This window comes from Azospirillum sp. UENF 211521 (genome assembly GCF_058780535.1).
In genome coordinates, this window is sequence record NZ_JBSNCF010000001.1 from 2170062 (window position 1) to 2193431 (window position 23370).

Annotated in this window: 24 protein-coding genes; 19 read left to right on the top strand and 5 right to left on the bottom strand. The window is 69.0% G+C overall.

Translation table 11 applies throughout. From position 1 onward, the window contains the following. Positions 1-7 precede the first annotated feature (7 nt). The gene (locus tag ACWPN5_RS10130; protein WP_145690126.1) at positions 8-1549 is read right to left on the bottom strand and encodes a sigma-54-dependent transcriptional regulator; all 1542 of its coding nucleotides are present in this window, start codon (positions 1547-1549) and stop codon (positions 8-10) included. A gap of 235 nt (positions 1550-1784) precedes the next feature. On the opposite strand from ACWPN5_RS10130, the gene ACWPN5_RS10135 reads away from it, so the two are divergent. Beyond that, entirely contained in the window at positions 1785-3137 is a 1353-nt protein-coding gene (locus ACWPN5_RS10135) for a D-amino acid dehydrogenase (protein ID WP_492295343.1), read from the top strand. Positions 3138-3156: 19 nt separating this feature from the next. Here ACWPN5_RS10135 and ACWPN5_RS10140 read toward each other — a convergent pair whose 3' ends face one another. Further along, on the bottom strand, positions 3157-3906 hold the full coding sequence (locus ACWPN5_RS10140; protein WP_492295344.1) for a hypothetical protein: 750 nt from the start codon (positions 3904-3906) through the stop codon (positions 3157-3159). Positions 3907-4035: 129 nt separating this feature from the next. Here ACWPN5_RS10140 and ACWPN5_RS10145 point away from each other — a divergent pair, with 129 nt between their 5' ends. Then, positions 4036-4608 carry a type 1 glutamine amidotransferase domain-containing protein gene (locus tag ACWPN5_RS10145; protein ID WP_492295345.1) on the top strand — a complete coding sequence of 191 codons (573 nt, stop codon included), beginning with the start codon at positions 4036-4038 and terminating at the stop codon, positions 4606-4608. A gap of 47 nt (positions 4609-4655) precedes the next feature. Here ACWPN5_RS10145 and ACWPN5_RS10150 read toward each other — a convergent pair whose 3' ends face one another. Continuing rightward, complete coding sequence (locus ACWPN5_RS10150; RefSeq protein WP_145679601.1) at positions 4656-5318, bottom strand: LuxR C-terminal-related transcriptional regulator; 663 nt, start codon at positions 5316-5318, stop codon at positions 4656-4658. 353 nt (positions 5319-5671) lie between these two features. On the opposite strand from ACWPN5_RS10150, the gene ACWPN5_RS10155 reads away from it, so the two are divergent. From ACWPN5_RS10155 to ACWPN5_RS10225, 15 genes are all read left to right on the top strand, one after another. Further along, entirely contained in the window at positions 5672-6373 is a 702-nt protein-coding gene (locus ACWPN5_RS10155) for a LuxR C-terminal-related transcriptional regulator (protein ID WP_145690122.1), read from the top strand. 118 nt (positions 6374-6491) lie between these two features. After that, a complete protein-coding gene (gene xdhA, locus ACWPN5_RS10160; RefSeq protein ID WP_492295346.1) occupies positions 6492-7958 on the top strand; it encodes a xanthine dehydrogenase small subunit in 1467 nt (488 codons plus the stop codon). Then, a complete protein-coding gene (gene xdhB, locus ACWPN5_RS10165; protein WP_492295347.1) occupies positions 7951-10290 on the top strand; it encodes a xanthine dehydrogenase molybdopterin binding subunit in 2340 nt (779 codons plus the stop codon). The genes xdhA and xdhB overlap by 8 nt, the downstream gene beginning before the upstream one ends. Then, positions 10283-11125 carry an urease accessory protein UreD gene (locus ACWPN5_RS10170; RefSeq protein WP_492295348.1) on the top strand — a complete coding sequence of 281 codons (843 nt, stop codon included), beginning with the start codon at positions 10283-10285 and terminating at the stop codon, positions 11123-11125. Before xdhB ends, ACWPN5_RS10170 begins: the two co-directional genes overlap by 8 nt. A 100-nt stretch (positions 11126-11225) precedes the next feature. Further along, on the top strand, positions 11226-11528 hold the full coding sequence (locus ACWPN5_RS10175; RefSeq protein WP_014240308.1) for an urease subunit gamma: 303 nt from the start codon (positions 11226-11228) through the stop codon (positions 11526-11528). Positions 11529-11539: 11 nt separating this feature from the next. Further along, a complete protein-coding gene (locus ACWPN5_RS10180) occupies positions 11540-11845 on the top strand; it encodes an urease subunit beta (protein WP_035673497.1) in 306 nt (101 codons plus the stop codon). Positions 11846-11871: 26 nt separating this feature from the next. Then, a complete protein-coding gene (ureC, locus tag ACWPN5_RS10185) occupies positions 11872-13581 on the top strand; it encodes an urease subunit alpha (protein WP_492295349.1) in 1710 nt (569 codons plus the stop codon). A 184-nt stretch (positions 13582-13765) separates the two neighbouring features. Beyond that, the gene (gene murI / locus ACWPN5_RS10190; RefSeq protein ID WP_145690118.1) at positions 13766-14617 is read left to right on the top strand and encodes a glutamate racemase; all 852 of its coding nucleotides are present in this window, start codon (positions 13766-13768) and stop codon (positions 14615-14617) included. Next, the gene (locus ACWPN5_RS10195) at positions 14614-15195 is read left to right on the top strand and encodes an urease accessory protein UreE (RefSeq protein ID WP_492295350.1); all 582 of its coding nucleotides are present in this window, start codon (positions 14614-14616) and stop codon (positions 15193-15195) included. Before murI ends, ACWPN5_RS10195 begins: the two co-directional genes overlap by 4 nt. A 49-nt stretch (positions 15196-15244) precedes the next feature. Continuing rightward, on the top strand, positions 15245-15991 hold the full coding sequence (locus tag ACWPN5_RS10200; RefSeq protein ID WP_432612504.1) for an urease accessory protein UreF: 747 nt from the start codon (positions 15245-15247) through the stop codon (positions 15989-15991). After that, positions 15988-16626, top strand: coding sequence for an urease accessory protein UreG (ureG, locus tag ACWPN5_RS10205; protein ID WP_035673506.1), 639 nt, complete (start codon positions 15988-15990; stop codon positions 16624-16626). The genes ACWPN5_RS10200 and ureG overlap by 4 nt, the downstream gene beginning before the upstream one ends. Positions 16627-16726: 100 nt before the next feature. Then, the gene (locus tag ACWPN5_RS10210) at positions 16727-17602 is read left to right on the top strand and encodes a PRC-barrel domain-containing protein (protein ID WP_492295351.1); all 876 of its coding nucleotides are present in this window, start codon (positions 16727-16729) and stop codon (positions 17600-17602) included. Between the two features lie 28 nt (positions 17603-17630). After that, a complete protein-coding gene (locus ACWPN5_RS10215; protein WP_200479662.1) occupies positions 17631-18050 on the top strand; it encodes a YgaP-like transmembrane domain in 420 nt (139 codons plus the stop codon). 287 nt (positions 18051-18337) lie between these two features. Then, positions 18338-19123 carry an enoyl-ACP reductase FabI gene (gene fabI / locus ACWPN5_RS10220; protein WP_014240318.1) on the top strand — a complete coding sequence of 262 codons (786 nt, stop codon included), beginning with the start codon at positions 18338-18340 and terminating at the stop codon, positions 19121-19123. 362 nt (positions 19124-19485) lie between these two features. After that, positions 19486-19896 (top strand): bacteriohemerythrin, encoded by a 411-nt coding sequence (locus tag ACWPN5_RS10225; protein ID WP_038528038.1) that lies wholly within the window; start codon positions 19486-19488, stop codon positions 19894-19896. A gap of 17 nt (positions 19897-19913) precedes the next feature. On the opposite strand, the gene hutG is transcribed toward ACWPN5_RS10225, so the two are convergent. Both hutG and ACWPN5_RS10235 read right to left on the bottom strand, forming a co-directional pair. Beyond that, positions 19914-20732 carry an N-formylglutamate deformylase gene (gene hutG, locus ACWPN5_RS10230; protein WP_492295352.1) on the bottom strand — a complete coding sequence of 273 codons (819 nt, stop codon included), beginning with the start codon at positions 20730-20732 and terminating at the stop codon, positions 19914-19916. 180 nt (positions 20733-20912) lie between these two features. Further along, on the bottom strand, positions 20913-21263 hold the full coding sequence (locus ACWPN5_RS10235; protein ID WP_014240322.1) for an ArsR/SmtB family transcription factor: 351 nt from the start codon (positions 21261-21263) through the stop codon (positions 20913-20915). A gap of 322 nt (positions 21264-21585) precedes the next feature. Here ACWPN5_RS10235 and ACWPN5_RS10240 point away from each other — a divergent pair, with 322 nt between their 5' ends. Next, the gene (locus ACWPN5_RS10240; protein ID WP_200479660.1) at positions 21586-22056 is read left to right on the top strand and encodes a hypothetical protein; all 471 of its coding nucleotides are present in this window, start codon (positions 21586-21588) and stop codon (positions 22054-22056) included. An 87-nt stretch (positions 22057-22143) separates the two neighbouring features. Beyond that, complete coding sequence (locus tag ACWPN5_RS10245; protein WP_492295353.1) at positions 22144-23361, top strand: hypothetical protein; 1218 nt, start codon at positions 22144-22146, stop codon at positions 23359-23361. Positions 23362-23370: the final 9 nt, after the last annotated feature.

Consider the following 23370-nt stretch of genomic DNA (forward strand, 5'->3'; position numbering starts at 1 on the left):
GCGGATTTCAGGTCCCGTCCGGAATCCCATACTTGCGCAGCTTGTTCGCGATCATCGTGTGCGAGGTGTGGAGCCGGGCGGCCAGCTTGCGGCTGGATGGGTAGCGCGGGTAGAGGCGACGGAGCAGGCCGCGCTCGAACGCCGCCGCCGCCTCGTCCCAGCTGGACGGCTCGGCGGGCTCGGCCCCGGTTTCGGCCTCCATGCGCGCCCCGGCCAGCTCCAGGTCGGCGGCGTCGAGATAGGCGCCGTCGCTCATCGTCACGGCGCGGAAGATGACGTTTTCCAACTGGCGGACGTTGCCCGGCCAGGGGTTGGCGAGCAGGGCGGCGCTGGCCGCCACGGTCAGCCGGCAGGGCGGCCGGCGGGCCTGGGCGCAGGCGCGGGCGATGAAGTGCCGGGCGAGCAGAAGGATGTCGTCGCCGCGCTCGCGCAGCGCCGGGACCTGGAGCGACAGCACGTTCAGCCGGTAGAACAGGTCCTCGCGGAAGCTGTGCTCGGCGACCATGGCGTCGAGGTCGCGGTGGGTGGCGCTGACCACGCGCACGTCCACCGTCTGCTCGCGGTCGCCGCCGACGCGGCGGAAGCGCCCGTCGTTCAGGAAGCGCAGCAGCTTGGCCTGGAGGTAAGGCGACATTTCCCCGATCTCGTCGAGGAAGACGGTGCCGCCATGAGCCAGTTCCAGCAGGCCGGGCTTGCCGCCGCGCTGCGCCCCGGTGAAGGAGCCGGGGGCGTAGCCGAACAACTCGCTCTCCGCCAGACTTTCCGGCACGGCGGCGCAGTTCAGCGCCAGGAAGGGCTTGTCGCGGCGCGGGCTGGCGCGGTGGCAGGCGTGGGCGATCAACTCTTTGCCGGTGCCTGTCTCGCCCAGGATCAGCAGCGGCGCGTCCACCGCCGCGACCCGCGCCGCCCGCGCTTTCAGCGAGCGGACCGGAGCGGACTCGCCGAGGATGCGGTCGAAGCCGCCCTCGTCGAAGTTCTGCAGCGCGTTCAGCCGCTCGCCCAACCGGCTCGGTGCGAAGAGGGTGACGACGCCGCCGGCGGCGCGCCCGTCCTCCACGATGGGGGTGACGTCGAGCAGGAAGGGCTGGCCGTTCAGCGTGACCTCCTGCCCGGCGGCGAGGCGGAAGCCGTTGTCCACCAGCAGGTCGGACAACTCGGCATCGCCGAACAGCCGCCCGAAATCGGCGCCGGTCAGGTCGGCCTCGCTGCGCCCGGCGACCGTCGCCGCGGCAGCGTTCGCCACGACGATGCGGCCCGCGCGGTCCACCGCCAGAACCGGGTCGGGCAGGGCGGCCAGCAGGGCGTCCAGATGCAACCGCCGCCGCGTGCCGGGCAGGATGTCGATGGGGGTGACGGACTCCACGCCAAGGACGGCGCGCAACGCCGCGTCGAGCGCGCCGAAGCCCGGCACGTCCAGTTCCGGCGCGTCGATGTGGATGTGCGGCGGGTCCACCTCGACCGCCACGACGTTCAGGCGCCGCTTGGCGAGAACGGCCAGGATTTCGTGGGCGATGCCGACCCGGTCGGTAAACAGGACGTCGATGCGCATGGCTCTCCCCGGTGGAGGGATGAGTGTACCAACAATGGGTGCATCCGTAAACATATGTGTACACCGTAACGTTTTTTATACGGTGATGGCAAGTCGCTGTTCTGGCTCTGTTTGTCAGGGGTACGGGAAGCGCTTTCCGGCTACCGTGTAACGATTAATGTACAGATGCCGTCTGGCGCCCAACCGTCCACCCCAGTGTTTCCGCGGATTCCGGCACTTGGCATCGCGTTTGCGAATGGGATGCGAACAAATCCGTGATCTCGGGAGCCTTCACATGCGCGTCATCGTCCTCGGCAGCGGCGTCATCGGCGTTTCCACCGCGTATTTCCTGGCGAAGGCCGGGCACGAGGTCACGGTGGTGGATCGGCAGCCCGGCCCGGCGCTGGAGACCAGCTACGCCAACGCGGGCGAGGTGTCGCCGGGTTACTCCGCCCCCTGGGCGGCGCCGGGCCTGATGGCGAAGGCCGTGAAGTGGATGCTGATGAAGCATTCCCCGCTGGTGATCCGGCCGAAGCTCGACCCGGCCATGTGGTCCTGGTGCCTGAAGCTGCTGGCCAACGCCAACGAGCGTTCCTACGAGATCAACAAGGGCCGCATGGTCCGGCTGGCCGAATACAGCCGCGACTGCCTGCGCGCGTTGCGCGACGAGACGGGCATCCGCTACGACGAGCGCGCCAAGGGCACGCTCCAGCTTTTCCGCACCCAAAAGCAGGTGGACGCCGCCGCGACCGATATGGCCGTGCTGGACCGCTTCAAGGTGCCCTACAGCCTGCTGGACGTCGAGGGCTGCGCGGCGGTCGAGCCGGCGCTGCGGCTGGTCAAGGACAAGATCGTCGGCGGCCTGCTGCTGCCGGGTGACGAGACGGGTGACTGCTTCCGCTTCACCAACGCGCTGGCCGCGCTGGCGACGGAGATGGGGGTGGAGTTCCGCTACAACACCGCCATCCGCAAGCTGGAAAGCGATGGGCGCCGCGTCACCGGCGTGGTGACCGACGCCGGCACGCTGACCGCCGATTCCTACGTCGTCGCCATGGGCAGCTACTCCCCGACACTGGTGAAGCCGTTCGGGCTGGACCTGCCGGTCTATCCGGTGAAGGGCTATTCGCTGACGCTGCCCATCGTCGATCCGGCGGGCGCTCCGGAATCCACGGTGATGGACGAGACCCACAAGATCGCGGTGACCCGCCTCGGCGACCGCATCCGCGTCGGCGGAACGGCGGAACTGACCGGCTTCGACCTGACCCTGCGTCCGGGCCGCCGCGGCCCGCTCGACCATGTGGTGAGCGACCTCTTCCCGACGGGCGGCGACCTGTCGAAGGCGGAGTTCTGGACCGGCCTGCGGCCCAACACGCCGGACGGCACCCCCATCGTCGGCTCGACCCCGGTGCGCAACCTGTTCCTGAACACCGGCCATGGCACGCTGGGCTGGACGATGGCCGCCGGCTCGGGCCGGGTGGTCGCCGACGTGGTCGGCGGTCGCCAGACGGAGATCGACATGGACGGCCTGACGGTCGCCCGCTACGGCCGCTCCGCCGCCGCGGCCAGCCGCCCGGCGGTCGGCGGCGTGGCCCGCCCGGCGGCCCGATAAGCGCGTTTTCGCGCGGGGGTTATTCCTGGCGCGCCTGGGCGCCCTGGTTCAGGCGCGCGGTGTTGAACTCCTTCATGCGCGCCGCGTCGAAGGAGCCGAGCGCCTTCACCTGGTCCGGCGTCGCCTGCAGCGTGACCGAGGTCAGGCCCGGCTCCAGCGCCGCCGCGTTCCAGGCGACGGCGTAGGGGCCTTCACCGTCCGGCTCCGGGGTCACCACGACGGCCTTGAGCGCGCCGTTGCGGTCGAACACCAGATCCTCCACCGTGCCGAAGAAGCCGGCCTCCGTCGCGCCGCCCGCTGTGTTGGCCGGCTGGCCGATCAGGGCGGAGACGCGCCAGTCGCCGGGGCGGCTGGCCGCCTGCTGCTGACGCCGGATCAGGTCGAGCGTGTCGGGGCCGGTGACCGGATAGGCCAGGATGCCGTCCACCGATCCGGGCATGAGCTGGTGCCAGGGCACGGTGAAGCGCGCCTCGCCGACGTCGAGCATGCCGCTCGCCTCGATCACCGCGCTTTCCAGCCGTCCGTCCGGTCCGACGACGAGGTCGACCACCTGCCCAAGCTCCTCGCCAAGCAGCCCCTCGACCTCGGTGCCGACAATCACGCCGGCCCGCCAGCCCTGGTAGAGCCGGGGGTAGGATGCCTCCGCGGTCCGCACCATTTCGGCGGAGTGGGAGGGTTGTGCCTGGGCGGGTTGAGGAACGCCCAGGGTCAGGGACGTGGCGATGGCGAACGCGGCGAGGATGCCCGCCGAAGTGCCGCTGTAACGCATGGGTCTGTGCTCCCGATTGTGACGCGCGGTCCGTCAAAGGGAACATGGGAGGTGCATGGCGGTTCCGGAGGGAACTCCCCAGAGGTACGCCGGTTGCTGACCGGACAGGCCAACCGAGGAGGTGATCCCATGGCAGGAAAACTCGAGAAGAAGACCGTCGCGGTTCTGGCGACCGACGGCTTCGAGCAGGTCGAATTGACCGAACCGGTGAAGGCGCTGCGCAACGAAGGCGCCGAGGTGCGGATCGTCGCCCCTCAGGGCGGCCAGATTCAAGGCTGGAACCACCACGACAAGGCCGACCGGGTGGACGTGGACACGACGCTTGACCAGGCGGACCCCGGAAGCTTCGACGCGCTGGTGCTGCCGGGGGGCGTCATCAATCCCGATGCGCTGCGGCTGGAGCCGAAGGCCATCGAATTCGTGCGCAGCTTCGTCCAGTCGGGCAAGCCGATCGCCGCGATTTGTCACGGACCTTGGACGCTGATCGACGCGGGCGGCGTGAAGGGACGGCGCATGACCTCGTGGCCGTCGCTGAGAGCCGATCTTGGCAACGCCGGAGCGAATTGGGAGGACAGCGAGGTGGTCACCGATCAGGGGTTGGTGACGTCGCGCAAGCCGGACGACCTGCCGGCCTTCTGCCGCAAGATGGTCGAGGAGTTCGCCGAGGGCCGCCACGGCGGCCACCGCCACGCGGCGGAGTGACGATGCACCGTCCCCTCTCCGCTGCGCTGGGAGAGGGGACGAACTCTCTAGACGGACGCCAGCGGCGACAGGCCGTTCTGGATCGCCCACACCGCGGCTTGCGTGCGGTTCTGGGCGTTGATCTTTCGCATCACGTTCTTGAAATGCATCTTCACGGTCGATTCCGTGATGTGCAGGTTGCGCGCGATGGCCTTGTTCGACTGTCCGGCGAGCAGGCAGCGCAGAATCTGGATCTCGCGCTTCGACAGCTCGTTGTTGGTGGGCTGGGCACGCTCGGGCTGCGGGCGTTCGGTGTTCGCGTTGGCGATCAGCAGGCTGGCGACGTGGGTCGGGTAGACCACCTCGCCCAGCATGACCAACTGCAACGCGCGCAGCAGGGACTCGCTCGACATCGACTTGTTCAGGTAGGCGTCGGCGCCGGCCTTCAGCGACAGCGACAGCGTGCGGTCGGCGATGGCGTCGGCCAGAACGGCGATGCGCGCGCTGGTGGCGGCGCGCAGCCGCTTCACCCCGCCGGCCTCGTCGTTCGTCGCATCCCCAAGCGCCACCACGATCAGGTCGGGCTGCACGCCCTGCGCGATGGCCGCCTCGGCGTCCTCCACCGTCGTGGCGTGGTGACAGACGCGGAACGGGCCGCCGCTGATGAGCGTTCCCAGCGCCGCCGAAAACAGCCGATCATGGTCCACGAGCATGACGTTCCAGGTTCTCATCGACACTCCTCCGTGACGCCACCCGTGACGAGCAGCGCACAACGCCAATCGTTGTCCGTTTTCGCCTGGGAAAAGGGAAAAAAGCCGTCTTTATTGTAACGAAAAAGCGTGCTTTACGCTGGTTGTCCCGATGATTTATACGGATGGTCAGGGAGCGGCGCAAGATGCTTGGAAGAAGCTCGATACGAATGAATCATAAATGGCTTCGAAAAGGCAGGAATTCGCAAAGGCGCTGCTTCTGCAAAGTCCAAAAGAGGTATCTTTATACTTTTCCGCTGGACAGAAAGTCGGGTCGGCTTGGGGTGTCTTTCTTTCCAAACCGGTATTCGGCGGCTTGATGGGGTAGCAAAGCAATGGAAGTTCAGCTGCAGACGCGCGGCAAGGAGCGGTCGGTGGCCGGCAGGGCGCAAAAGTTTTTGGTGGTGGACGACCATCCCCTGGTGCGGCACGGCTTCGCTCTCTCGGTGGGGGAGATCCACCCGGATGCGCAGGTGCTGGAGGCTGGCTCGCTGGACGAGGCGATGTCCATCGCCGACCGCACGCCGGACCTGACGCTGGTTCTGTTCGATCTCAACCTGGGCGACCGCAGCGGCCGTGACGGGGTGCGCCGCATGGTCGAGGTGCTGGGGAATCGTCCCCTGCTGGTCATTTCCGGGTCTGACGAGGTGGCGGACATCGTGGACAGCGTGCGGCTGGGGGCCAGGGGCTACATCCTGAAGACCAGTTCCACGGCGGTGCTGGAGCACGCGATCTCCCTGGCGCTGACCGGGGAGACCTTTCTGCCGCTGCCGCGCGCCGTCCTGTCCGGCAACGTCGCGACGGAGGTGGCGCGCCCCTCGGGGCAGATCCTCGACCGGCTGACCGACCGGCAGCGCGACGTGTTCCAGCTTCTGCTGGCCGGCCACTCCAACAAGGAGATCGCGCGGGAACTGGGCGTGCTGGAAGGGACCGTGAAGGTCCATGTGCGGGCCATCATGCAGAAGCTGGGCGTGCGCAACCGCACCCAGGTCGCCGTCGTGGCCGCCCGCAGCGGCTGCTTCCCCGAGGACGCCTGACCCCCTTCGGCGCCGTTTATCCATCCGAACCATGCCTTTATGGCTAGACGGCCGGCCCGCCATTGCGGCCTGCGGAGACTTTCCGGCACTATGACGGAAACGCCCGACAGGAGGGACAATGACGGGCTCTGTGCGTTTCGTGCTCGGCGGACGGGTGGTGGAGGTGCGGGACGCCGATCCCACCACCACGGTGCTGAACTGGCTGCGCGCCAACGGGCGCCCCGGTTCCAAGGAGGGCTGCGCCGAGGGGGATTGCGGCGCCTGCACGGTGGTGCTGGGCGATCTTGCTACGGATGGGCGCGTCCGTTACCGCGCCGTCAACGCCTGCATCCTCTTCCTGCCGATGATCGACGGCAAGCTGCTTCTGACCGTCGAGGATCTGGCCGGCGCGGACGGTGAGCTGCACCCCGTCCAGGCGGCGATGGTGGACAAGCACGCCTCGCAATGCGGCTTCTGCACCCCCGGTTTCGTGATGGCGCTGTTCGCGCTCCATCATGACGGGCGTGTGGCCGATGGCGGCCTGACCGATGCGGCGATCCACGACGCGCTGGCCGGCAACCTGTGCCGCTGCACCGGCTACCGCCCGATCCTCGACGCCGCCCGGACCATGGCGGCGGAGCGGAGCGACGACCGCTTCGACCGGGCGGAGGAGGGCATCGCCACGGTGCTGCGCTCCATCCAGCGCGACGGGGCGCTGACCGTGACCCACGGCGCCGCCAGCTTCCACGCGCCGCGGGGCGTCGATGAGCTGGCCGCCCTGTTCGCCGCGCACCCGAACGCCACGCTGGTCGCCGGGGCGACCGACGTCGGGCTGTGGGTGACCAAGCAGGGGCGCAGCCTGCCCACGCTGATCCACCTCGCCCAGGTGCGGGAGCTTCATCGGATCGACGAGGGGGCCGACGCGCTGGAGATCGGCGCGGCGGTGACCTACACCGACCTGCTGCCGGTCCTGGAGCGCCGCCTGCCCGAGCTGGCCGCGCTGGTCACCCGCATCGGCGCGGCGCAGGTGCGCAATTCCGGCACGCTGGGCGGCAACATCGCCAACGGCTCGCCCATCGGGGACAGCATGCCGGCCCTGCTGGCGCTGGGCGCCTCGCTGGTGCTGAACCGGGGCGGGGTGCGGCGGGAGCTGCCGCTGGACGGCTTCTACCACGGCTACCGCCAGAACGACCTGAAGCCGGGCGAGTTCGTCGAGCGCATCCGCATCCCCCTGCCGCGCGACGGGCAGCGCTTCGCCACCTGGAAGGTGTCCAAGCGGCGGGACCAGGACATCTCCGCCGTCTGCGCCGCCTTCCTGCTGACGCTGGATGGGGAGGGGCGGGTGGCGGAGCTGCGCGCCGGCTACGGCGGCATGGCGGCGACCCCGGCCCGCGCCCCGGCGCTGGAGGCGGCGCTGGCCGGGCAGCCCTGGACGGCGGACGCTGCGGCGGCGGCCCTGCCGGCGCTCGACCAGGACTTCCGCCCGATGACCGACATGCGGGCCGGCGACCGCTACCGGGCGCTGGTGGCGAAGAACCTGCTGATGCGCTTCCTTCTTCACACGACCGGGGCCGAGATGCCCTTCCTGGAGGCCGTGCATGGCTGACGGCGGCACCATCCAACCGATCCGCGGCGGCGTCCACCGGGGCATCGAGCATGAAAGCGCCCGCAAGCATGTGACGGGTGCCGCGGCCTACACCGACGACATCCCGGAACTGCCCGGCACGCTGCACGTCGCGGTGCGGCTGTCGGAGCGGGCGCACGCGCGCATCCTGGGCATGGACCTGTCGCGGGCGAAGCAGGCGCCGGGCGTCCACGCGGTCCTCACCTACGCCGACGTTCCGGGGGATGGCGACATCGGCGCCGTCCAGCGCGGCGACCCGATCCTGGCCGACGATCTGGTGACCTACGCCGGGCAGGCGGTGGTCGCCGTGGCGGCGGAAACGCTGTTGCAGGCCCGCGCCGCCGCCCGGCTGGTCGAGATCTATTACGAGGACCTGCCGGCGGTGCTGACGGCCGAAGCGGCGCTGGAGAAGGGCAGCGTCGTCTCCCCGCCGCTGACCTTCCGGCGCGGCGACGCGGCGGCGGAAGTCGCCGGAGCGCCGCACCGGCTGACCGGCACGCTGGAGGTCGGCGGTCAGGACCATTTCTACCTGGAAGGCCACATCGCCTACGCCATCCCCAAGGAGGACGGCGACCTGCTGGTCCATTCCTCGACCCAGCACCCGTCGGAGGTCCAGCACGCCGTCGCCCAGGTGCTTGGGCGGCCGATGCACGGCATCGCCGTGGAGTGCCGGCGCATGGGTGGCGGCTTCGGCGGCAAGGAGAGCCAGCCGGCGCAGATTGCCGCCATCGCCGGCCTGCTGGCCGACGCGACGAAGCGTCCGGTGAAGTTCCGCCTGGACCGCGACGACGACATGCTGATGACCGGCAAGCGCCACGACTTCTTCGTGCGCTACGACGTCGGCTTCGACGGCGAGGGGCGCATCCTTGGTATGGAGATGGACCTCGCCGGGCGCTGCGGCGTGTCGCTGGACCTGTCCAACGGTGTGGTCGACCGCGCCATGTTCCACGCCGACAACGCCTACTATCTGCCGGCGGCGCGGGTGACCGGGCATCGCTGCAAGACCAACACGGTGTCCAACACCGCCTTCCGCGGCTTCGGCGGGCCGCAGGGCGTCATCGCCATCGAGCATGTGGTGGACGAGATCGCCCGCTCCCTCGGCAAGGACCCGCTCGACGTGCGGCGCACCAACCTCTACGGCGGGCCGGGGCGTGACACCACCCATTACGGGATGCCGGTCGAGGAGCCGGAGATCCTGGCCGAACTGATGGACCGGATCGAGCGGGACGGCGACTACCGCCGCCGCCGCGCGGAGATCGACGCCTTCAACGCTCGCAGCCCGGTGCTGAAGAAGGGTCTGGCGGTGACCCCGGTGAAGTTCGGCATCTCCTTCACCGTCAAGCACCTGAACCAGGCGGCGGCGCTGGTCCATGTCTACACCGACGGCTCCGTCCAGGTGAACCACGGCGGGACCGAGATGGGGCAGGGCATCCACACCAAGATGGCCCAGATCGCCGCCCAGGAGTTCCAGATCGACGTGGAGCGGGTGCGGGTCACCGCCAGCGCCACTGACAAGGTGCCGAACGCCCCGCCCACCGCGGCGTCGGCCGGCACCGACCTGAACGGCATGGCGGTGCGCATCGCCGTGGGGACCATCCGCGACCGGCTGGTGGCGTTCCTCGCCCAGCACTGCCACACCACGCCGGACAAGGTGGAGTTCCGCGACAACGCCGTCTTCGCCGGCAACCACGCTCTGAGCTTCGCGGAGGTGGCGAAGCTCGCCTGGCTGAACCGGGTGTCGCTGTCCTCCACCGGCCATTACGCCACGCCCAAGATCTGGTGGGACCGCGAGAAGTGCGAGGGGCGGCCCTTCTTCTACTTCTCCTGCGGCGTCGCGGTGACCGAGGCGCTGATCGACACGCTGACCGGCGAGTACCGCTTCCCCCGCGCCGACGTGCTGCACGACTGTTCCGGCAGCATCAACCCGGCCATCGACCTCGGGCAGGTGGAGGGTGCCTTCGTCCAGGGGCTGGGCTGGGTCACGTCGGAGGAGCTGTGGTGGGACGGTGAGGGACGCTTGCGCACCCACGCGCCCAGCACCTACAAGATCCCGACCTCGCGCTCGCTGCCGGAGGATTTCCGGGTGGCGCTCTACACCGACCGCCCCAACCGGGAGGACACGGTGTTCCGCTCCAAGGCGATCGGGGAGCCGCCGCTGATGCTCGGCATCTCGGCGTGGCTGGCGCTGAAGGACGCTGTCGCGGCGGTGGCCGGCCACCGGCTGCCCGTGCGCCTCGACGCGCCCGCGACGCCGGAGCGCGTGCTTCTGGCGGTCGAAGACGTAAAAGCAAGGATGGGTTCCGCTGGTGGCTGACGCGTTGATGAAGAAGGTCGCCGTGCACGGCGCGGCGACGGTGCGGTTCGAGCATCGCCATGGGGCCACGCGCCTCGCCACGCTCTACCACCACGACCCGCTGCGGGTGCTGCTGCCCGATCCGCGGGCGGGGGACCTGCCCATCGCGGTGCTGGTCACCACGTCGGGCGGGCTGGTCGGCGGCGACCGGCTGGACGTCGCCCTGTCGGCGGGGCCGGGGGCGGCGGCGCTTGTGACGACGCAGGCGGCGGAGAAGGTCTACCGCTCCGCCGGGCCGGACTGCCGCATCGACACCCGCGTGACCGTGGAGGCCGGCGGCTGGCTGGAATGGATGCCGCAGGAGGCCATCGTCTTCGAGGGCTCCCGCCTGCGCCGCCTGACCCGGCTGGAGCTGGAGGGCGACGCCCGTCTGATCGCCGGGGAGATGCTGGTCTTCGGGCGCGCCGCGTTCGGCGAGACGGTCACCCGCGGCCTCGTCCGCGACGCCTGGGAGTTGGTGCGCGACGGCCGCCTCGCCTGGGCCGACGCCCTGCACATGGACGGCGACCTCGCCGAGACGCTGGCCCACCCGGCGGGCTTCGGCGGGGCCGGGGCCTGCGCCACCCTTCTGTTCGCCGCTCCCGACGCCGGAAGCCGGCGGGACGCCCTGCGCGCGGCGGCGGAGGGGCTGGAGGGCGTGCGGGTCGGTGCCACGGCCTTCGACGGGCTGCTGGTCGTCCGCATCCTGGGCGGCGAGGCGCGGTCGGTGCGCAACGCCTACGCGGCGCTGTGGTCGCACCTGCGCGCGGCGGCGGCCGGCCTGCCGACGCGCTTGCCGCGGCTGTGGGAGGTCTGACCGGCGCGAAAGCGCAGCGCATCCGTCAAAACGGGATTGGCGCACCGCAGCGACGTGGCATAATCCCGCCAACCCAATGGGAAGGCGGAGAGACAGCCCCATGAACCTGACACCGCGCGAGAAGGACAAGCTTCTCGTGGCCATGGCCGCCATGGTGGCGCGCCGCCGGCTGGAGCGTGGCGTGAAGCTGAACCATCCCGAGGCGGTGGCCCTCATCACCGACTATGTGGTGGAGGGCGCGCGCGACGGGCGCACCGTGGCCGAGCTGATGCGCGACGGCGCGACGGTGATCACCCGCGATCAGGTGATGGACGGCATCCCGGAGATGATCCACGAGATCCAGGTCGAGGCCACCTTCCCCGACGGCACCAAGCTCGTCACCGTCCACCAGCCGATTCGCTAAGGGGAGCCCCGATGAAACCCGGTGAAATCATCCCCGCCGCGGGCGAGATCGAACTCAACGCCGGCCGCGACACGGTCGAGCTGGACGTCGCCAACGCCGGCGACCGCCCGATCCAGGTCGGCTCGCACTACCACTTCGCCGAGACGAACGGGGCGCTGACCTTCGACCGCGAAAAGGCGCGCGGCTTCCGGCTGGACATCCCCGCCGGGACGGCGGTGCGCTTCGAGCCGGGGCAGACGCGGCGCGTGCGGCTGGTCGCCTACGCCGGCAACCGCGTGGTCATCGGCTTCAACGGCAAGGTCAACGGCAGCCTGTAAAAGGCGCCAGCGGAGGGCATCAGACAATGGCGCATCGCATCGACCGGGCCGAATACGCGGCTCTCTACGGTCCCACCGTCGGCGACCGTGTCCGGCTGGCCGACACCGACCTGATCGTGGAGGTCGAGAAGGACCACACCGTCTACGGCGAGGAGGTCAAGTTCGGCGGCGGCAAGGTGATCCGCGACGGCATGGGGCAGGCCCAGACCTCGCGCCAGGGCGGCGCCGTGGACACCGTCATCACCAACGCGCTGATCATCGACCACTGGGGCATCGTCAAGGCCGACATCGGCATCATCGGCGGGCGCATCGCCGGCATCGGCAAGGCCGGCAACCCGGACGTCCAGCCGGGCGTGACCATCGTCGTCGGGCCGGGGACCGAGGTCATCGCCGGTGAGGGCAAGATCGTCACCGCCGGGGGCATCGACGCCCACATCCACTTCATCTGCCCGCAGCAGGTCGACGAGGCGCTGAACAGCGGCGTCACCACCATGCTGGGCGGCGGCACCGGCCCGGCGGCCGGCACGTCGGCCACCACCTGCACGCCGGGGCCGTGGCACATGGCCCGGATGCTCCAGGCGGCCGAGGGGCTGCCAATCAACCTCGGCTTCTTCGGCAAGGGCAACGCCAGCCGTCCCGACGCGCTGCTGGAGCAGATCGCCGCCGGCGCCTGCGGCATGAAGCTGCACGAGGACTGGGGCACCACCCCGGCGGCCATCGACACCTGCCTGACGGTGGCGGAGGAGACGGACATCCAGGTGGCGATCCACACCGACACGCTGAACGAGTCGGGCTTCGTGGAGAACACCATCGCCGCCTTCAAGGGCCGCAACATCCACGCCTTCCACACCGAGGGCGCGGGCGGCGGCCACGCGCCGGACATCATCAAGGTGGCTGGCCTGCCCAACGTGCTGCCCAGCTCCACCAACCCGACGCGGCCCTTTACGGTCAACACGGTGGACGAGCATCTCGACATGCTCATGGTCTGCCACCACCTGTCGCCCCGCATCCCGGAGGACGTGGCCTTCGCCGAGAGCCGCATCCGGCGCGAGACCATCGCGGCTGAGGACATCCTGCACGACCTCGGCGTCTTCTCGATGCTGAGTTCGGACAGCCAGGCCATGGGCCGGGTCGGCGAGGTGATCATCCGCACCTGGCAGACCGCGCACAAGATGAAGGTCCAGCGCGGGCGTCTGGCCGAGGAGCCGGGCGAGAACGACAATTTCCGCGTCAAGCGCTACGTCGCCAAATACACGATCAACCCGGCTCTGTCGCACGGCATCGCCCATGTCGTCGGCTCGGTCGAGGTCGGCAAGCTGGCCGATCTGGTCGTCTGGTCGCCGGCCTTCTTCGGCGTGAAGCCGGACATGGTGCTGAAGGCCGGGACCATCGCAGCGGCGCTGATGGGCGACCCCAACGCCTCCATCCCGACGCCGCAACCGGTGCATTACCGCCCGATGTTCGGCGCCTATGGCCGTGCGATGCAGGCCAGTTCCCTGACCTTCGTCAGCAAGCTGTCGCTGGAGAATGAGGCGCTGCGCTCGCTCGGCCTGCGGCGCGAGCTGGTCGCGGTGACGGGGGTGCGGGCCATCGGCAAGAAGCAGATGATCCACAACGATTCCACACCCCACATCGAGGTCGATCCGGAAACCTACGAGGTGCGCGCCGACGGCCAGCTCCTGACCTGCGAGCCGGCGGACGTGCTGCCCATGGCGCAGCGGTACTTCCTGTTCTGAGGCGAGAATGGAACATTTCCCTCTCCCGACCCGGGAGAGGGTGCCCGCGAAGCGGGCGGGTGAGGGTCGTTCGAGGATCAGGGCGCTGATCCTTGGCGGCACCCTCACCCTCCCACCGCTTCGCGGTGGGTCCCTCCCTCTCCCGGGGCGGGAGAGGGAATTCGAGGCAGAGGGTGACGGGTTCGTGATTGGTGTCTTCGATTCCGGGCATGGCGGTTTGACGGTGCTGCGCGCGCTGGTGGCCGCCGCTCCCGGGCGTCCCTTCGTCTATCTCGGCGACCATGCCGCCGCTCCCTATGGTCCGCGCAGCGAAGAGGACATCTACCGCCTGACGGTCCAGGGGGTGGAGCGGCTGTTCGCCCAGGGCTGCGGGCTGGTCGTCCTGGCCTGCAACACGGCGGCGGCGGTGGCCCTGCGGCGGATGCAGCAGACGTGGCTGCCGGTGGCCCATCCGGGCCGCAACGTGCTGGGCGTCCTGGTGCCGATGGTCGAAGCGATCACCCGCGTGCCCTGGATGCAGGACGGGCCTGCCGCCGACTGGCGTCCGGAGCCGCGGACGGTCGGCGTCTTCGCCACCCCGGCCACCGTCGCGTCGGGCTCCTTCCCGCGCGAGATCGGCAAGCGGGCGCCCGACGTGCGGGTGGTGCAGCAGGCCTGCCCGGACCTCGTCCCGCTGATCGAGCGCGGGGCGGGGGACGCGGAACTGGCTCCGGCGGTGCGCGGCTGTGTGCGGGCGCTGCTGGAACAGCTCGGCGGCCAGCCGCTGGACGCGGCGGTGCTCGGCTGCACCCATTACCCGCTGGTGGCGCATCTGTTCGCGGAGGCGTTGCCGCCGGGGGTGGAGGTGCTGTGCCAGCCCAGTCTGGTCGCCCGGTCGCTGGACAACTACCTGGAGCGCCACCCCGAATACGCCCCGGCCGCGGGTGAAGCGGCGGGCGCCCTTCGTTTCTTCACCACGGGAGCGGCGGAACCGGTCGGCGCGCTCGCGGGACGTTTCTTCGGCCGGCCCACACCTTTCGAACGGCTTTCTCCATGACCGACACGCTCCGCCGCGCCACCCGAGTCCACGCCCGCGGCCATTGGCCGGCCGAGCGCGAGGCCGGCACGGTGACCCTCGCCTTCGATGACCGCCATCGGCGGCGCATGGTGATGACGGACGATGCGGGGGCGGACTTCCTGCTGGACCTGCCGCGCGCGGTCGCGCTCGACCATGGCGACGGGCTGGAACTGGGCGACGGCGCCTACCTGCGCGTGGTCGCCGCCGACGAAGAGCTGATGGAGGTGCGCTGTGGCGGCGGGACGGAGGGCTTCGCCCGCATTGCTTGGCACCTCGGCAACCGCCACCTGCCGGTGCAGATCGTCGGCGAGACCATCCGCCTGCGCCGCGACCATGTGATCGAGGACATGCTGAAGGGGCTGGGGGCCAGCGTCGCCGCCATCCACGCGCCCTTCGCGCCGGAGGGCGGAGCCTACTCGGGGCAAGGGCATGGCCACTCGCACGGGCACGGCCATGACCATGGGCATGACCACGACCACGATCACGGTCATTCGCATTCCCACAGCCATTCCCATTCTCATGGGCACTCCCATTCCCACGGTCATTCGCATGACTGAGGGCGCTTGCCCCCACCCTAACCCTCCCCCGCCTCGCGAGGGAGGGGACTTGGGCGAGGATAGGCACCCTCTCCCGCGCAGCGGGGGAGGGTCGGGGTGGGGGCCCGTCTCGGCAACCCACCTCACCAAGCTCCTCGCCTGGCTGTCGCCGTCCTTTCCGGTCGGCGGCTTCTCCTACAGCCACGGCATCGAGGCGGCGGTGGAGCAGGGGCTTGTCCGCGACCGCGACACGCTGGCGCGCTGGATGGACGGCATCCTACGCCACGGCGCCGGGCGGACCGACGGCATGCTCTTCGTCGCCGCCCACCGCGCCGTGCTGGCGGGTGACGAGGCGGGCTTCGCCTGGGCGGTCGAACGCGCCGACGCCATGCGCGCCTCCTCCGAAACAGCGCTGGAGAGCCGCGCGCAGGGGCAGGCCTTCCTCATCGCCGTGCGCGCCGCTTGGCCGCTGGAGGGGATGGAGCGCTGGGACCGGGTGATCGCCGACAGCGGCCGCCCGGTCGCTTATGCCGTCGCCGTGGCGCTGGCCGCAGCGCTGATCGGCGTGCCGGAGGGACCCGCCCTGTCGGCCTACCTGCACGCCTTCGCCGCCAACCTCGTCTCCGCCGGGGTGCGGCTGGTGCCGCTGGGCCAGACCGACGGGCAGAAGGCCCTGGCGGCGCTCGATTCCGTGGTGCACTCTGCGGCGGAGGCCGCGCTGGCCGCCCCGCTCGACGATCTGGGCAGCCGCGCCATGGCCGTCGATTGGACCTCCATGATCCACGAAACCCAATACACGAGGTTGTTCCGCTCATGACCGCCCCGATTTCCAAGAGCCATGGTGGCCCCCTGCGCGTGGGCATCGGCGGGCCGGTCGGCTCCGGCAAGACGGCGCTGACCGACGCGCTGTGCAAGCGCATGCGCGACGACTGGGAGGTCGCGGCGATCACCAACGACATCTACACCAAGGAGGACGCCGAGTTTCTCACCCGCTCCGGCGCGCTGAAGCCGGACCGGATCATGGGTGTGGAGACCGGTGGCTGCCCGCACACGGCGATCCGCGAGGATGCTTCGATCAACCTCGCCGCCGTCGACGAGATGAACCGCAAGTTCCCGAATCTCGACCTGATCTTCGTGGAATCGGGCGGCGACAATCTGGCGGCGACCTTCTCGCCGGAACTGGCCGACCTGACCATCTACGTCATCGACGTGTCGGCGGGTGACAAGATCCCGCGCAAGGGCGGGCCGGGCATCACCCGGTCGGACCTGCTGGTCATCAACAAGATCGACCTCGCCCCGCTGGTCGGCGCCAGCCTGGAGGTGATGGACCGCGACGCCAGGAAGATGCGCGGCGACCGGCCCTTCGTCTTCACCAACATCAAGACGGGGCAGGGGGTGGACGCGGTCCAGTCCTTCATCGTTCAGCGGGGTGGGTTGCCGCTTCCGGGTTGACCGCTTCGCGGAAGAAGCAGGCGCGGAACCTCCGTCTTGGCCGTGCTGTTTTCCACGCGTGAGAACCACACGCACGGAAACCAAGCCGGAGGCACCCACGATGAAACGTTTGCTCCTCAGCGCCGCCATGATCGCGGGGGCGCTCGGGCCTTGGCCGGCGCTCGCCGAGACCTGCCCGGAGGGGGTGAACCGGCTGGGCCAGCGCATCGGCGCGCTGGAGGCCGCCGGCAACCAGACCCCCGCCTCCATAAGCCCGCAGGAGCTTGGCCAACTCCGCGCCCTGCGCCAGACCGCCGAGCGTGCCGGGCAGCGGGGCGGCGAACCGGCCTGCCAGACCATCCTGGGCGAGGCCGACGCGTTGCTGCGCTCGGTCGAGCATCCGCGCGTGGTCGCCGCCGACGATCTGGCGAAGGCCAAGCTGCACAACGCCAGCGGCGAGGAGATGGGCTCCATTTCCGAGCTGGTGGTTGATCCGAACACCGGGCGCGTCGCCTACGCCGTGGTCGAGGCCGGCGGCTTCCTCGGGCTGGGCGAGCGCAATTTCCCGGTTCCCTGGGCGCTGGTTCAGCCGGCGCAAGCCGGTGACGGCTATGTCCTGAACGTGACCAAGGACCGGCTGACCGCAGCCCCCCAGTTCACCCGCTCCAACCGTCCGGACATGTCGGACCGGCAATGGGCGGTGGCGCTGCACACCTATTACGGCGTCCAGCCCTATTGGATGCGCGACGGTGCGGCCCTCGCCGCGGTTGGTATGCCGGAGGGCGGTGCCGCGGGCTCGCCGCAGATCCAGTCGGAGGTGCAGCGCCTCTCCCAGGAGGTGGATCGGCTGAACCGTGAGCTGTCGCAGGCCCGCACGCTGGCCGATACGGCCCGCAAGCCCGATGGGTCGGCTCAGCCGGGCTCGTCCGGATCGACCGGCGGTGCGCCAGCCCCGGCGGATCAGGGCGGTTCCACGCCGCCCGCCCCGCAGCAGTGACCATAGAAAAAGATCGAGGAGAGCAGCGATGGCGATGACGAGCCAACAGGGCATGGGCAGCCGCAACGCGGCCCTGCCGGACGATCTTGAGCGCATGATCAACGTCGGGCACACCGAGCGCTTGGTGTCGCTGGTCGGCGGCGGTCTGCTCGCCGTGCTCGGGTTGCGCCGCCCGACCGTCGGCGGGGCGGCGCTGGCGCTGGCCGGCGGCGCCCTGGTCGCCCGCGGCCTGACCGGCTATTGCCCGGCCAAGGCGATGATGGAGGACTGGAACGGCCAAGAGGGCGCGGATGCCTCCGCCGAGGATGCGGAGCGGGGCGTCCATCGCTACTCCCGCCATCCCGGCGACATCTATGACGACGCCGACGACAAGGAGAAGGTGGACGAGGCGTCGATGGAATCCTTCCCAGCCAGCGATCCGCCGTCTTTCACGCCCGGCGCCGTCTGAGCGTCATGTCCTTTGTAAAAAGGCCCCTCTGAAAGGTGGGGCCTTTGTTTTTGTTGCGGTCCTCGCTATGAATACGCAAGAAAGAGGTATGGATTACCGCCGCGGACTTCGCGTCTTCGCTGTGTGAAGGCTGTGTTACGGATAAACAAAGCGATAATGTCGGATATATTGCGACTTTAACAAGTTGCCTATGACCTTCGATTGCATTATGGTGCGTTGCACAATTCGAGTGATCCGATCTGGCGCACTCTGAATCCGGCCACCTTGCAATCCGGGAAAGCCAGCCTATGACCACGATCATCCCCGCCGCCGCCACCCTTGAAGGCAAGAAGGGCCTCGTGCTCGGCATCGCCAACGATCAGTCGATCGCGTGGGGCTGCGCCCGCGCCTTCCGCGCGCTGGGCGCGGATCTCGCGGTCAGCTACCTCAACGACAAGGCGAAGCGCTTCGTCGAGCCGCTGGCCCAGCAGCTCGAAGCGGAGATATTCGAGCCGGTGGACGTCACCGGCGAGGGTGAGCTGAAGGCCATCTTCGAGAAGATCGAGCAGAAGTGGGGCAAGCTGGACTTCGCGCTGCATTCCATCGCTTTCGCCCCGAAGGACGACCTGCACGGCCGCGTCGTCGATTGCTCGCGCGAAGGCTTCCAGATGGCGATGGACGTGTCCTGCCACTCCTTCATCCGCATGGCCCGCTACGCCGAGCCGCTGATGAAGGACGGCGGTTCGCTGTTCACCATGTCCTACTTCGGCGCCAACCGCGTGATCGACAACTATGGCGTCATGGGGCCAGTGAAGGCGGCGCTGGAGGCCAGCGTTCGTTATCTGGCGGCGGAGCTGGGCCCGAAGGGCATCCGAGTGCACGCCATCTCCCCCGGACCGATCAAGACGCGCGCCGCCTCCGGCATCGCCCATTTCGACGAGTTGATGGAGAAGGCCGCGGAGCGCGCGCCGGAGCAGCGCCTCGTCACCATCGAAGAGGTCGGCTACACCACCGCCTTCCTGGCGACGGATGGGGCAAAGGGCATCACCGGCAGCACGACCTATGTGGATTGCGGCTATTCGATCGTCGGCTGATCGGACGTTGTTTGACCGGTAAGTTGGGGCGGCTGATCATCGCCTCATCTTCATAAAGTCGATGCGGAGGCAGGCGGAAACATGATGTTTCCCCTGCCTTTTCGCGTCTTTGTTTTGGTGCGGCAAAATGCCATGTGACGATCGTATGCGTTCGTTTTGTAGAAAATGCGCCCATAATGCAGGCAAAGGCCGTCGGTTGCGGAGTCGGCGGTAACAAGGGTCGCGGCGTCCGGTATTTACGGTTCCTTGACGGGTTGCGCACCTTCATCTTCAGTTGCGCAAGCTACGGCGCGCTTCCCTTCAATGCGGTGGCTTTCGGCGGAATGGCCCGGTGGCCGCGGACGACAGGGTGCGGAGGGTTCATGGGTGTCATTACGTGGAGGCGGCAGCTCAGCGTCGGCCAGCCGTCCATCGATGAAGATCACAAGCACCTGATCGAGTATCTGAACGAACTGGATGCCGCGTTGAATTCGCGCAGCTTCATGCCCGTGCGCGTCGCCAAGATCCTGATGAAACTGTTGGAATACACCCAGCAGCACTTCGCCCGCGAAGAAAAGATCATGCAGGCCGTGCATTACCCGAAGTTCGAGGAGCATGTGCGCCAGCACCACGAGGCGGTGCGGACCTTGAGCGAGCTGTCCGCGGTCTTCACCCGCGATCCGACCCACCAGAACGCCGAGCGGATCTACACCTTCACCGCGAACTGGCTGGTCCACCACATCATCATGCAGGACACGCAACTGACGCCCTATGTGCGGGGCGTCTGGGTCTGAGGGCGGACCGGCCGGCCTTACAGGAAGGCGCTGCGCCGCCGCCCGGCGGCGTTCTCCCACGCCCATTCGACGACGAGGCTGACCAGGCGCTCCAGCGTCGGGCGCACCTGACGCGCCGCCTCCTCGCGGAAGCCGAAGGGAGCCTCCTCGTCCATGTAGGTGAGCTGCGACAGTTCGAGCTGGATGGAGTGGATGTTGTCGGTGGGGTTGCCGTAACGGCGGGTGATGAAGCCGCCTTTGAAGCGCCCGTTCTGCACCGACGAAAACCGCCCGGTCGCGGTGAGCACGTTCATCACCCGGCCGACCAGCGCCGGCGAGGCGCTGGACCCCTCCGCCGTGCCGAGGCTGAAATCCTGGATCTGGCCGTCGAAGAAGCGCGGCACGCGCGACCGGATGGAATGGGCGTCGAACAGCACCGCCACGCCGAAGCGTTCCTTCAAAGCCTGAAGCTCGCCGTTGAGCTGCTCATGGTAGGGGCGCCAATAGGCGCCGAGCCGCCGCTCCACCTCCGCCGCGTCCGGCTCCATCCCCGGCCGATAGATCGGCTGATGATCGAAGGTGGTGAGGGGGCAGAGTTCGGTGCCGCCGGCGCCGGGAGCGGCGCTGTCGGGATCGCGGTTCAGATCGATCACGTAGCGCGACAGGATCGGCTTCAGGAATCCGATGCCCAGCGCCGGGGCGAAATGATAAAGGCGGTCGAGATGCCAGTCGGTGTCCGGAACCGCCAGGGCGGAGTCGGTCATGGTGGCCGCGATGTCCGGAGGCACCACGGTGCCGACATGCGGGATGCTGAGCAGGACGGGGGTTTCCCCCGGCTGGAAGCGGAACGTCTCCATGCCAACACCCTTTGTTTCCTGGCCCGATTCTTCAAGCCATTTGTGCAACAACGGTTTGATGCGCCGCAGCATGGTCGGAACTATGCGGCGCAACCGGCATGGCGGTCAAATCCTATTGCGTATTTGTTATAAAGGCTTCAACGGGTTGTGGCACTGTGAGTCTCCGCAACCGAAGTGGCCTCAGGCTTCCAGGTCGCCTTCGCTTTCCTCCGCCACATGGTCGACCATGTCGGACAGGACGCGCCGGATGTGCTCGTCGGTGATCAGGTAGAAGACTCGGTTGCCACGCCGTTCCGCCTGGATCAGCCGTCCAGCCCGCAGCAGGCGGAGGTGATGGCTGACCAGGGACGGCGACAGCCCCAGCGCCGCCGCCATGTCGCCGACCGAGGTCGAGGTGTCCAGGCAGGCCAGGATGATGCGCAGCCGGCTGGGGTCGCTCATCAGGCGGAACATGTCGGCCAGTTCGGTGGTCTGGTCTTCGGACAGGCGGAGATGCGCCGGCTTGTCCTTCGGTGCTGACCCTTTTTGCATGCCGCGTTGGTTCCCGCTTGTAAGGTTTTTATCGGTTACGGCGTTTTATCGGTGGTTGCCGCCCTTTACAAAGTATAGGCCGGCCGCCGCGTCAATCCCATAGGTTGGCGAAACAACGATCGAAGTCGATGGGCGACGCCCTCTTCCGTATGGCCTATCGCTCGCCAGTTGACCTTGGGCGAAGGCTCGGGAACAATTCGGCCGCAAGCACGACGGTCTGGGACAAAGGCCGCACAGAATGCCTTCAACGATCCAATGAACGGGATCGAACGAACGGTCGAACGAACGACCGGAACGGGCAGGATCGAGGGGGAGGACCGCCATGACATCGCGCCGACAGGTTCTGTTGCCGCTCGCGCTGGCCCCGGTGGCCGGCTGGGCGATCTGGGCCACCAACGCCAGCGAACCCACCCATCCCGTGGGCCCGTTCCATCTGCCGCTGGACGACACCACGTCCCTCTGGCGGGATCTGGTGCAGGTCCGGATGGAGGGACCGGCGGCCAACCCGGTCTTTCCGACCCGGGTCAAGGCGCTGGAGGGCAAGCTGGTTACGGTGCGCGGCTTCATGGTGCCGTTGGGCGACGCCCCGGCCCACAACCGCTTCATCCTCGCCGCCAACCCCATATCCTGTCCGGCCTGCCACCGGCCCAGCCCGTCCAGCATGCTGTATGTCCACAGCCAGATTCCGGTGCGCGAGACCCAGGTGCCGGTGCTGATGACCGGCACGTTGCGGCTGAATCCCCTGGAAGGACTGTTCTACCGCCTCGACCGCGCCGAGTTGCGTTACGCCTGAGCGTTGCGGATCGGGTTGGTTGTTCCTTTTTTCGCTGTGTCGTGAAATTCTGCCGCCCGTTCGAGTCGGAGCGATGGCGGGGAGCGCGTGGCCGGAAGGGGAGTGGCGCTGTGGCGGGCCGCCGGGCTGTCCCTGGCGCTTGCGCTGTATGGCCTGCTGAGCGCTCCGGCCCCGGCGGAGATCCGCCTCGCCGAAGCGCTGATCGGCGCGCTGCTGGTTCTGGGCGTCGGGCTGTTGCGTCCCCTGTCGGTGGCGACGGGCCACGCGCTGCTGGAGAGCGACTCTCCGCCGTGGGAGATGCCGGCGGTGCTGGCTCTGGCGGTGCTGCTGTGGTGCCCCCTGATGCGCGGGGTGTGGCTCGACTGGGCGCCGGGCGACATGCTGCGCGACGTGGTGCCTCTTCTGTACCTGTTTCTTCCCGTGCTTCTGGTGCCGATGCTGCGCGCCGCTCCGGACCGGGCGGTGGGGCTGCTGGCCGGCGGTCTGGCGGTGGCCGGCGTCGGTTTCGCCCTGCGTTGGTGGAAGCAGGCGGAGTGGGGATTCGGCGCCGTCGGCGTCCGGGCGATGGCGGACGGCGGCGTCTATCTGCTGAACGCGCCGTCGGTGCTGTTCGCGGCCATCGCCTTGCCGGCCTTCGGGGTCGGGATGCTGGCGCAGGGCGGGTGGCCACGCCGCGCCGCCGGGGTGGCCGCGATTCTGGGCGGCTTGTTGTGCCTGGCGGCGCTGGCCGGCGCGGTGCACCGGATGGCGCTCGGGCTCGCCGTCCTCGCCTTCACGGCCCTCGGGTTGTGGTGGCTGCGCCGGGCGCCGCTGGCCGTGCTGGGGGCTGGCGTGGCGGGGTTGCTGGTGCTGGCGCTCTTTCACGAGGCGTTGTTCGGCGCCCTCGGGCAGATGGCGGAGAAAACCCGGCTGGCCGGGGCGAACACCCGGTGGGAGGAGGCGGAGGCCGCGGTCGGGCAGGCCCTGTCCTCCCCGGCGGCGTTTCTGTTCGGGCAGGGGTGGGGGGCGCTCCTCGCCAATCCGGCGGTGGGCGGGTGGCGGGTGTCCTACACCCACACGCTGGCGACCTACGCCCTCGCCAAGACCGGCGTGGTCGGCCTGTGCGCCCTGATCGCCTATCTGGGCGGACTGGCGCCGCGAGCCCTGCGCCTTGTCCGCTCCGACCCCGCGCTCGGCTGGGCGGTGCTGGCGCCGCTGCTGATGGCGCTCGGCCTGCACACCAGTTTCAAATACCTCGACACGGGCCTCCTCCTCACCGTGGCGGCTCTGGCGGCGGAGCGCGGGAAGCGGTTGCCCGCGCGCTGATGGAAATGC

Excerpts from the sequence above, each read along its gene's own strand:
- ACWPN5_RS10130 (WP_145690126.1), bottom strand. The coding sequence starts at position 1,549 with ATGCGCATCGACGTCCTGTTTACCGACCGGGTCGGCATCGCCCACGAA.
- ACWPN5_RS10135 (WP_492295343.1), top strand. The coding sequence starts at position 1,785 with ATGGGATGCGAACAAATCCGTGATCTCGGGAGCCTTCACATGCGCGTC.
- ACWPN5_RS10140 (WP_492295344.1), bottom strand. The coding sequence starts at position 3,906 with ATGCGTTACAGCGGCACTTCGGCGGGCATCCTCGCCGCGTTCGCCATC.
- ACWPN5_RS10145 (WP_492295345.1), top strand. The coding sequence starts at position 4,036 with ATGGCAGGAAAACTCGAGAAGAAGACCGTCGCGGTTCTGGCGACCGAC.
- ACWPN5_RS10150 (WP_145679601.1), bottom strand. The coding sequence starts at position 5,318 with ATGAGAACCTGGAACGTCATGCTCGTGGACCATGATCGGCTGTTTTCG.
- ACWPN5_RS10155 (WP_145690122.1), top strand. The coding sequence starts at position 5,672 with ATGGAAGTTCAGCTGCAGACGCGCGGCAAGGAGCGGTCGGTGGCCGGC.
- xdhA (WP_492295346.1), top strand. The coding sequence starts at position 6,492 with ATGACGGGCTCTGTGCGTTTCGTGCTCGGCGGACGGGTGGTGGAGGTG.
- xdhB (WP_492295347.1), top strand. The coding sequence starts at position 7,951 with ATGGCTGACGGCGGCACCATCCAACCGATCCGCGGCGGCGTCCACCGG.
- ACWPN5_RS10175 (WP_014240308.1), top strand. The coding sequence starts at position 11,226 with ATGAACCTGACACCGCGCGAGAAGGACAAGCTTCTCGTGGCCATGGCC.
- ACWPN5_RS10180 (WP_035673497.1), top strand. The coding sequence starts at position 11,540 with ATGAAACCCGGTGAAATCATCCCCGCCGCGGGCGAGATCGAACTCAAC.
- ureC (WP_492295349.1), top strand. The coding sequence starts at position 11,872 with ATGGCGCATCGCATCGACCGGGCCGAATACGCGGCTCTCTACGGTCCC.
- ACWPN5_RS10195 (WP_492295350.1), top strand. The coding sequence starts at position 14,614 with ATGACCGACACGCTCCGCCGCGCCACCCGAGTCCACGCCCGCGGCCAT.
- ureG (WP_035673506.1), top strand. The coding sequence starts at position 15,988 with ATGACCGCCCCGATTTCCAAGAGCCATGGTGGCCCCCTGCGCGTGGGC.
- ACWPN5_RS10210 (WP_492295351.1), top strand. The coding sequence starts at position 16,727 with ATGAAACGTTTGCTCCTCAGCGCCGCCATGATCGCGGGGGCGCTCGGG.
- ACWPN5_RS10215 (WP_200479662.1), top strand. The coding sequence starts at position 17,631 with ATGGCGATGACGAGCCAACAGGGCATGGGCAGCCGCAACGCGGCCCTG.
- fabI (WP_014240318.1), top strand. The coding sequence starts at position 18,338 with ATGACCACGATCATCCCCGCCGCCGCCACCCTTGAAGGCAAGAAGGGC.
- ACWPN5_RS10225 (WP_038528038.1), top strand. The coding sequence starts at position 19,486 with ATGGGTGTCATTACGTGGAGGCGGCAGCTCAGCGTCGGCCAGCCGTCC.
- hutG (WP_492295352.1), bottom strand. The coding sequence starts at position 20,732 with ATGGAGACGTTCCGCTTCCAGCCGGGGGAAACCCCCGTCCTGCTCAGC.
- ACWPN5_RS10235 (WP_014240322.1), bottom strand. The coding sequence starts at position 21,263 with ATGCAAAAAGGGTCAGCACCGAAGGACAAGCCGGCGCATCTCCGCCTG.
- ACWPN5_RS10240 (WP_200479660.1), top strand. The coding sequence starts at position 21,586 with ATGACATCGCGCCGACAGGTTCTGTTGCCGCTCGCGCTGGCCCCGGTG.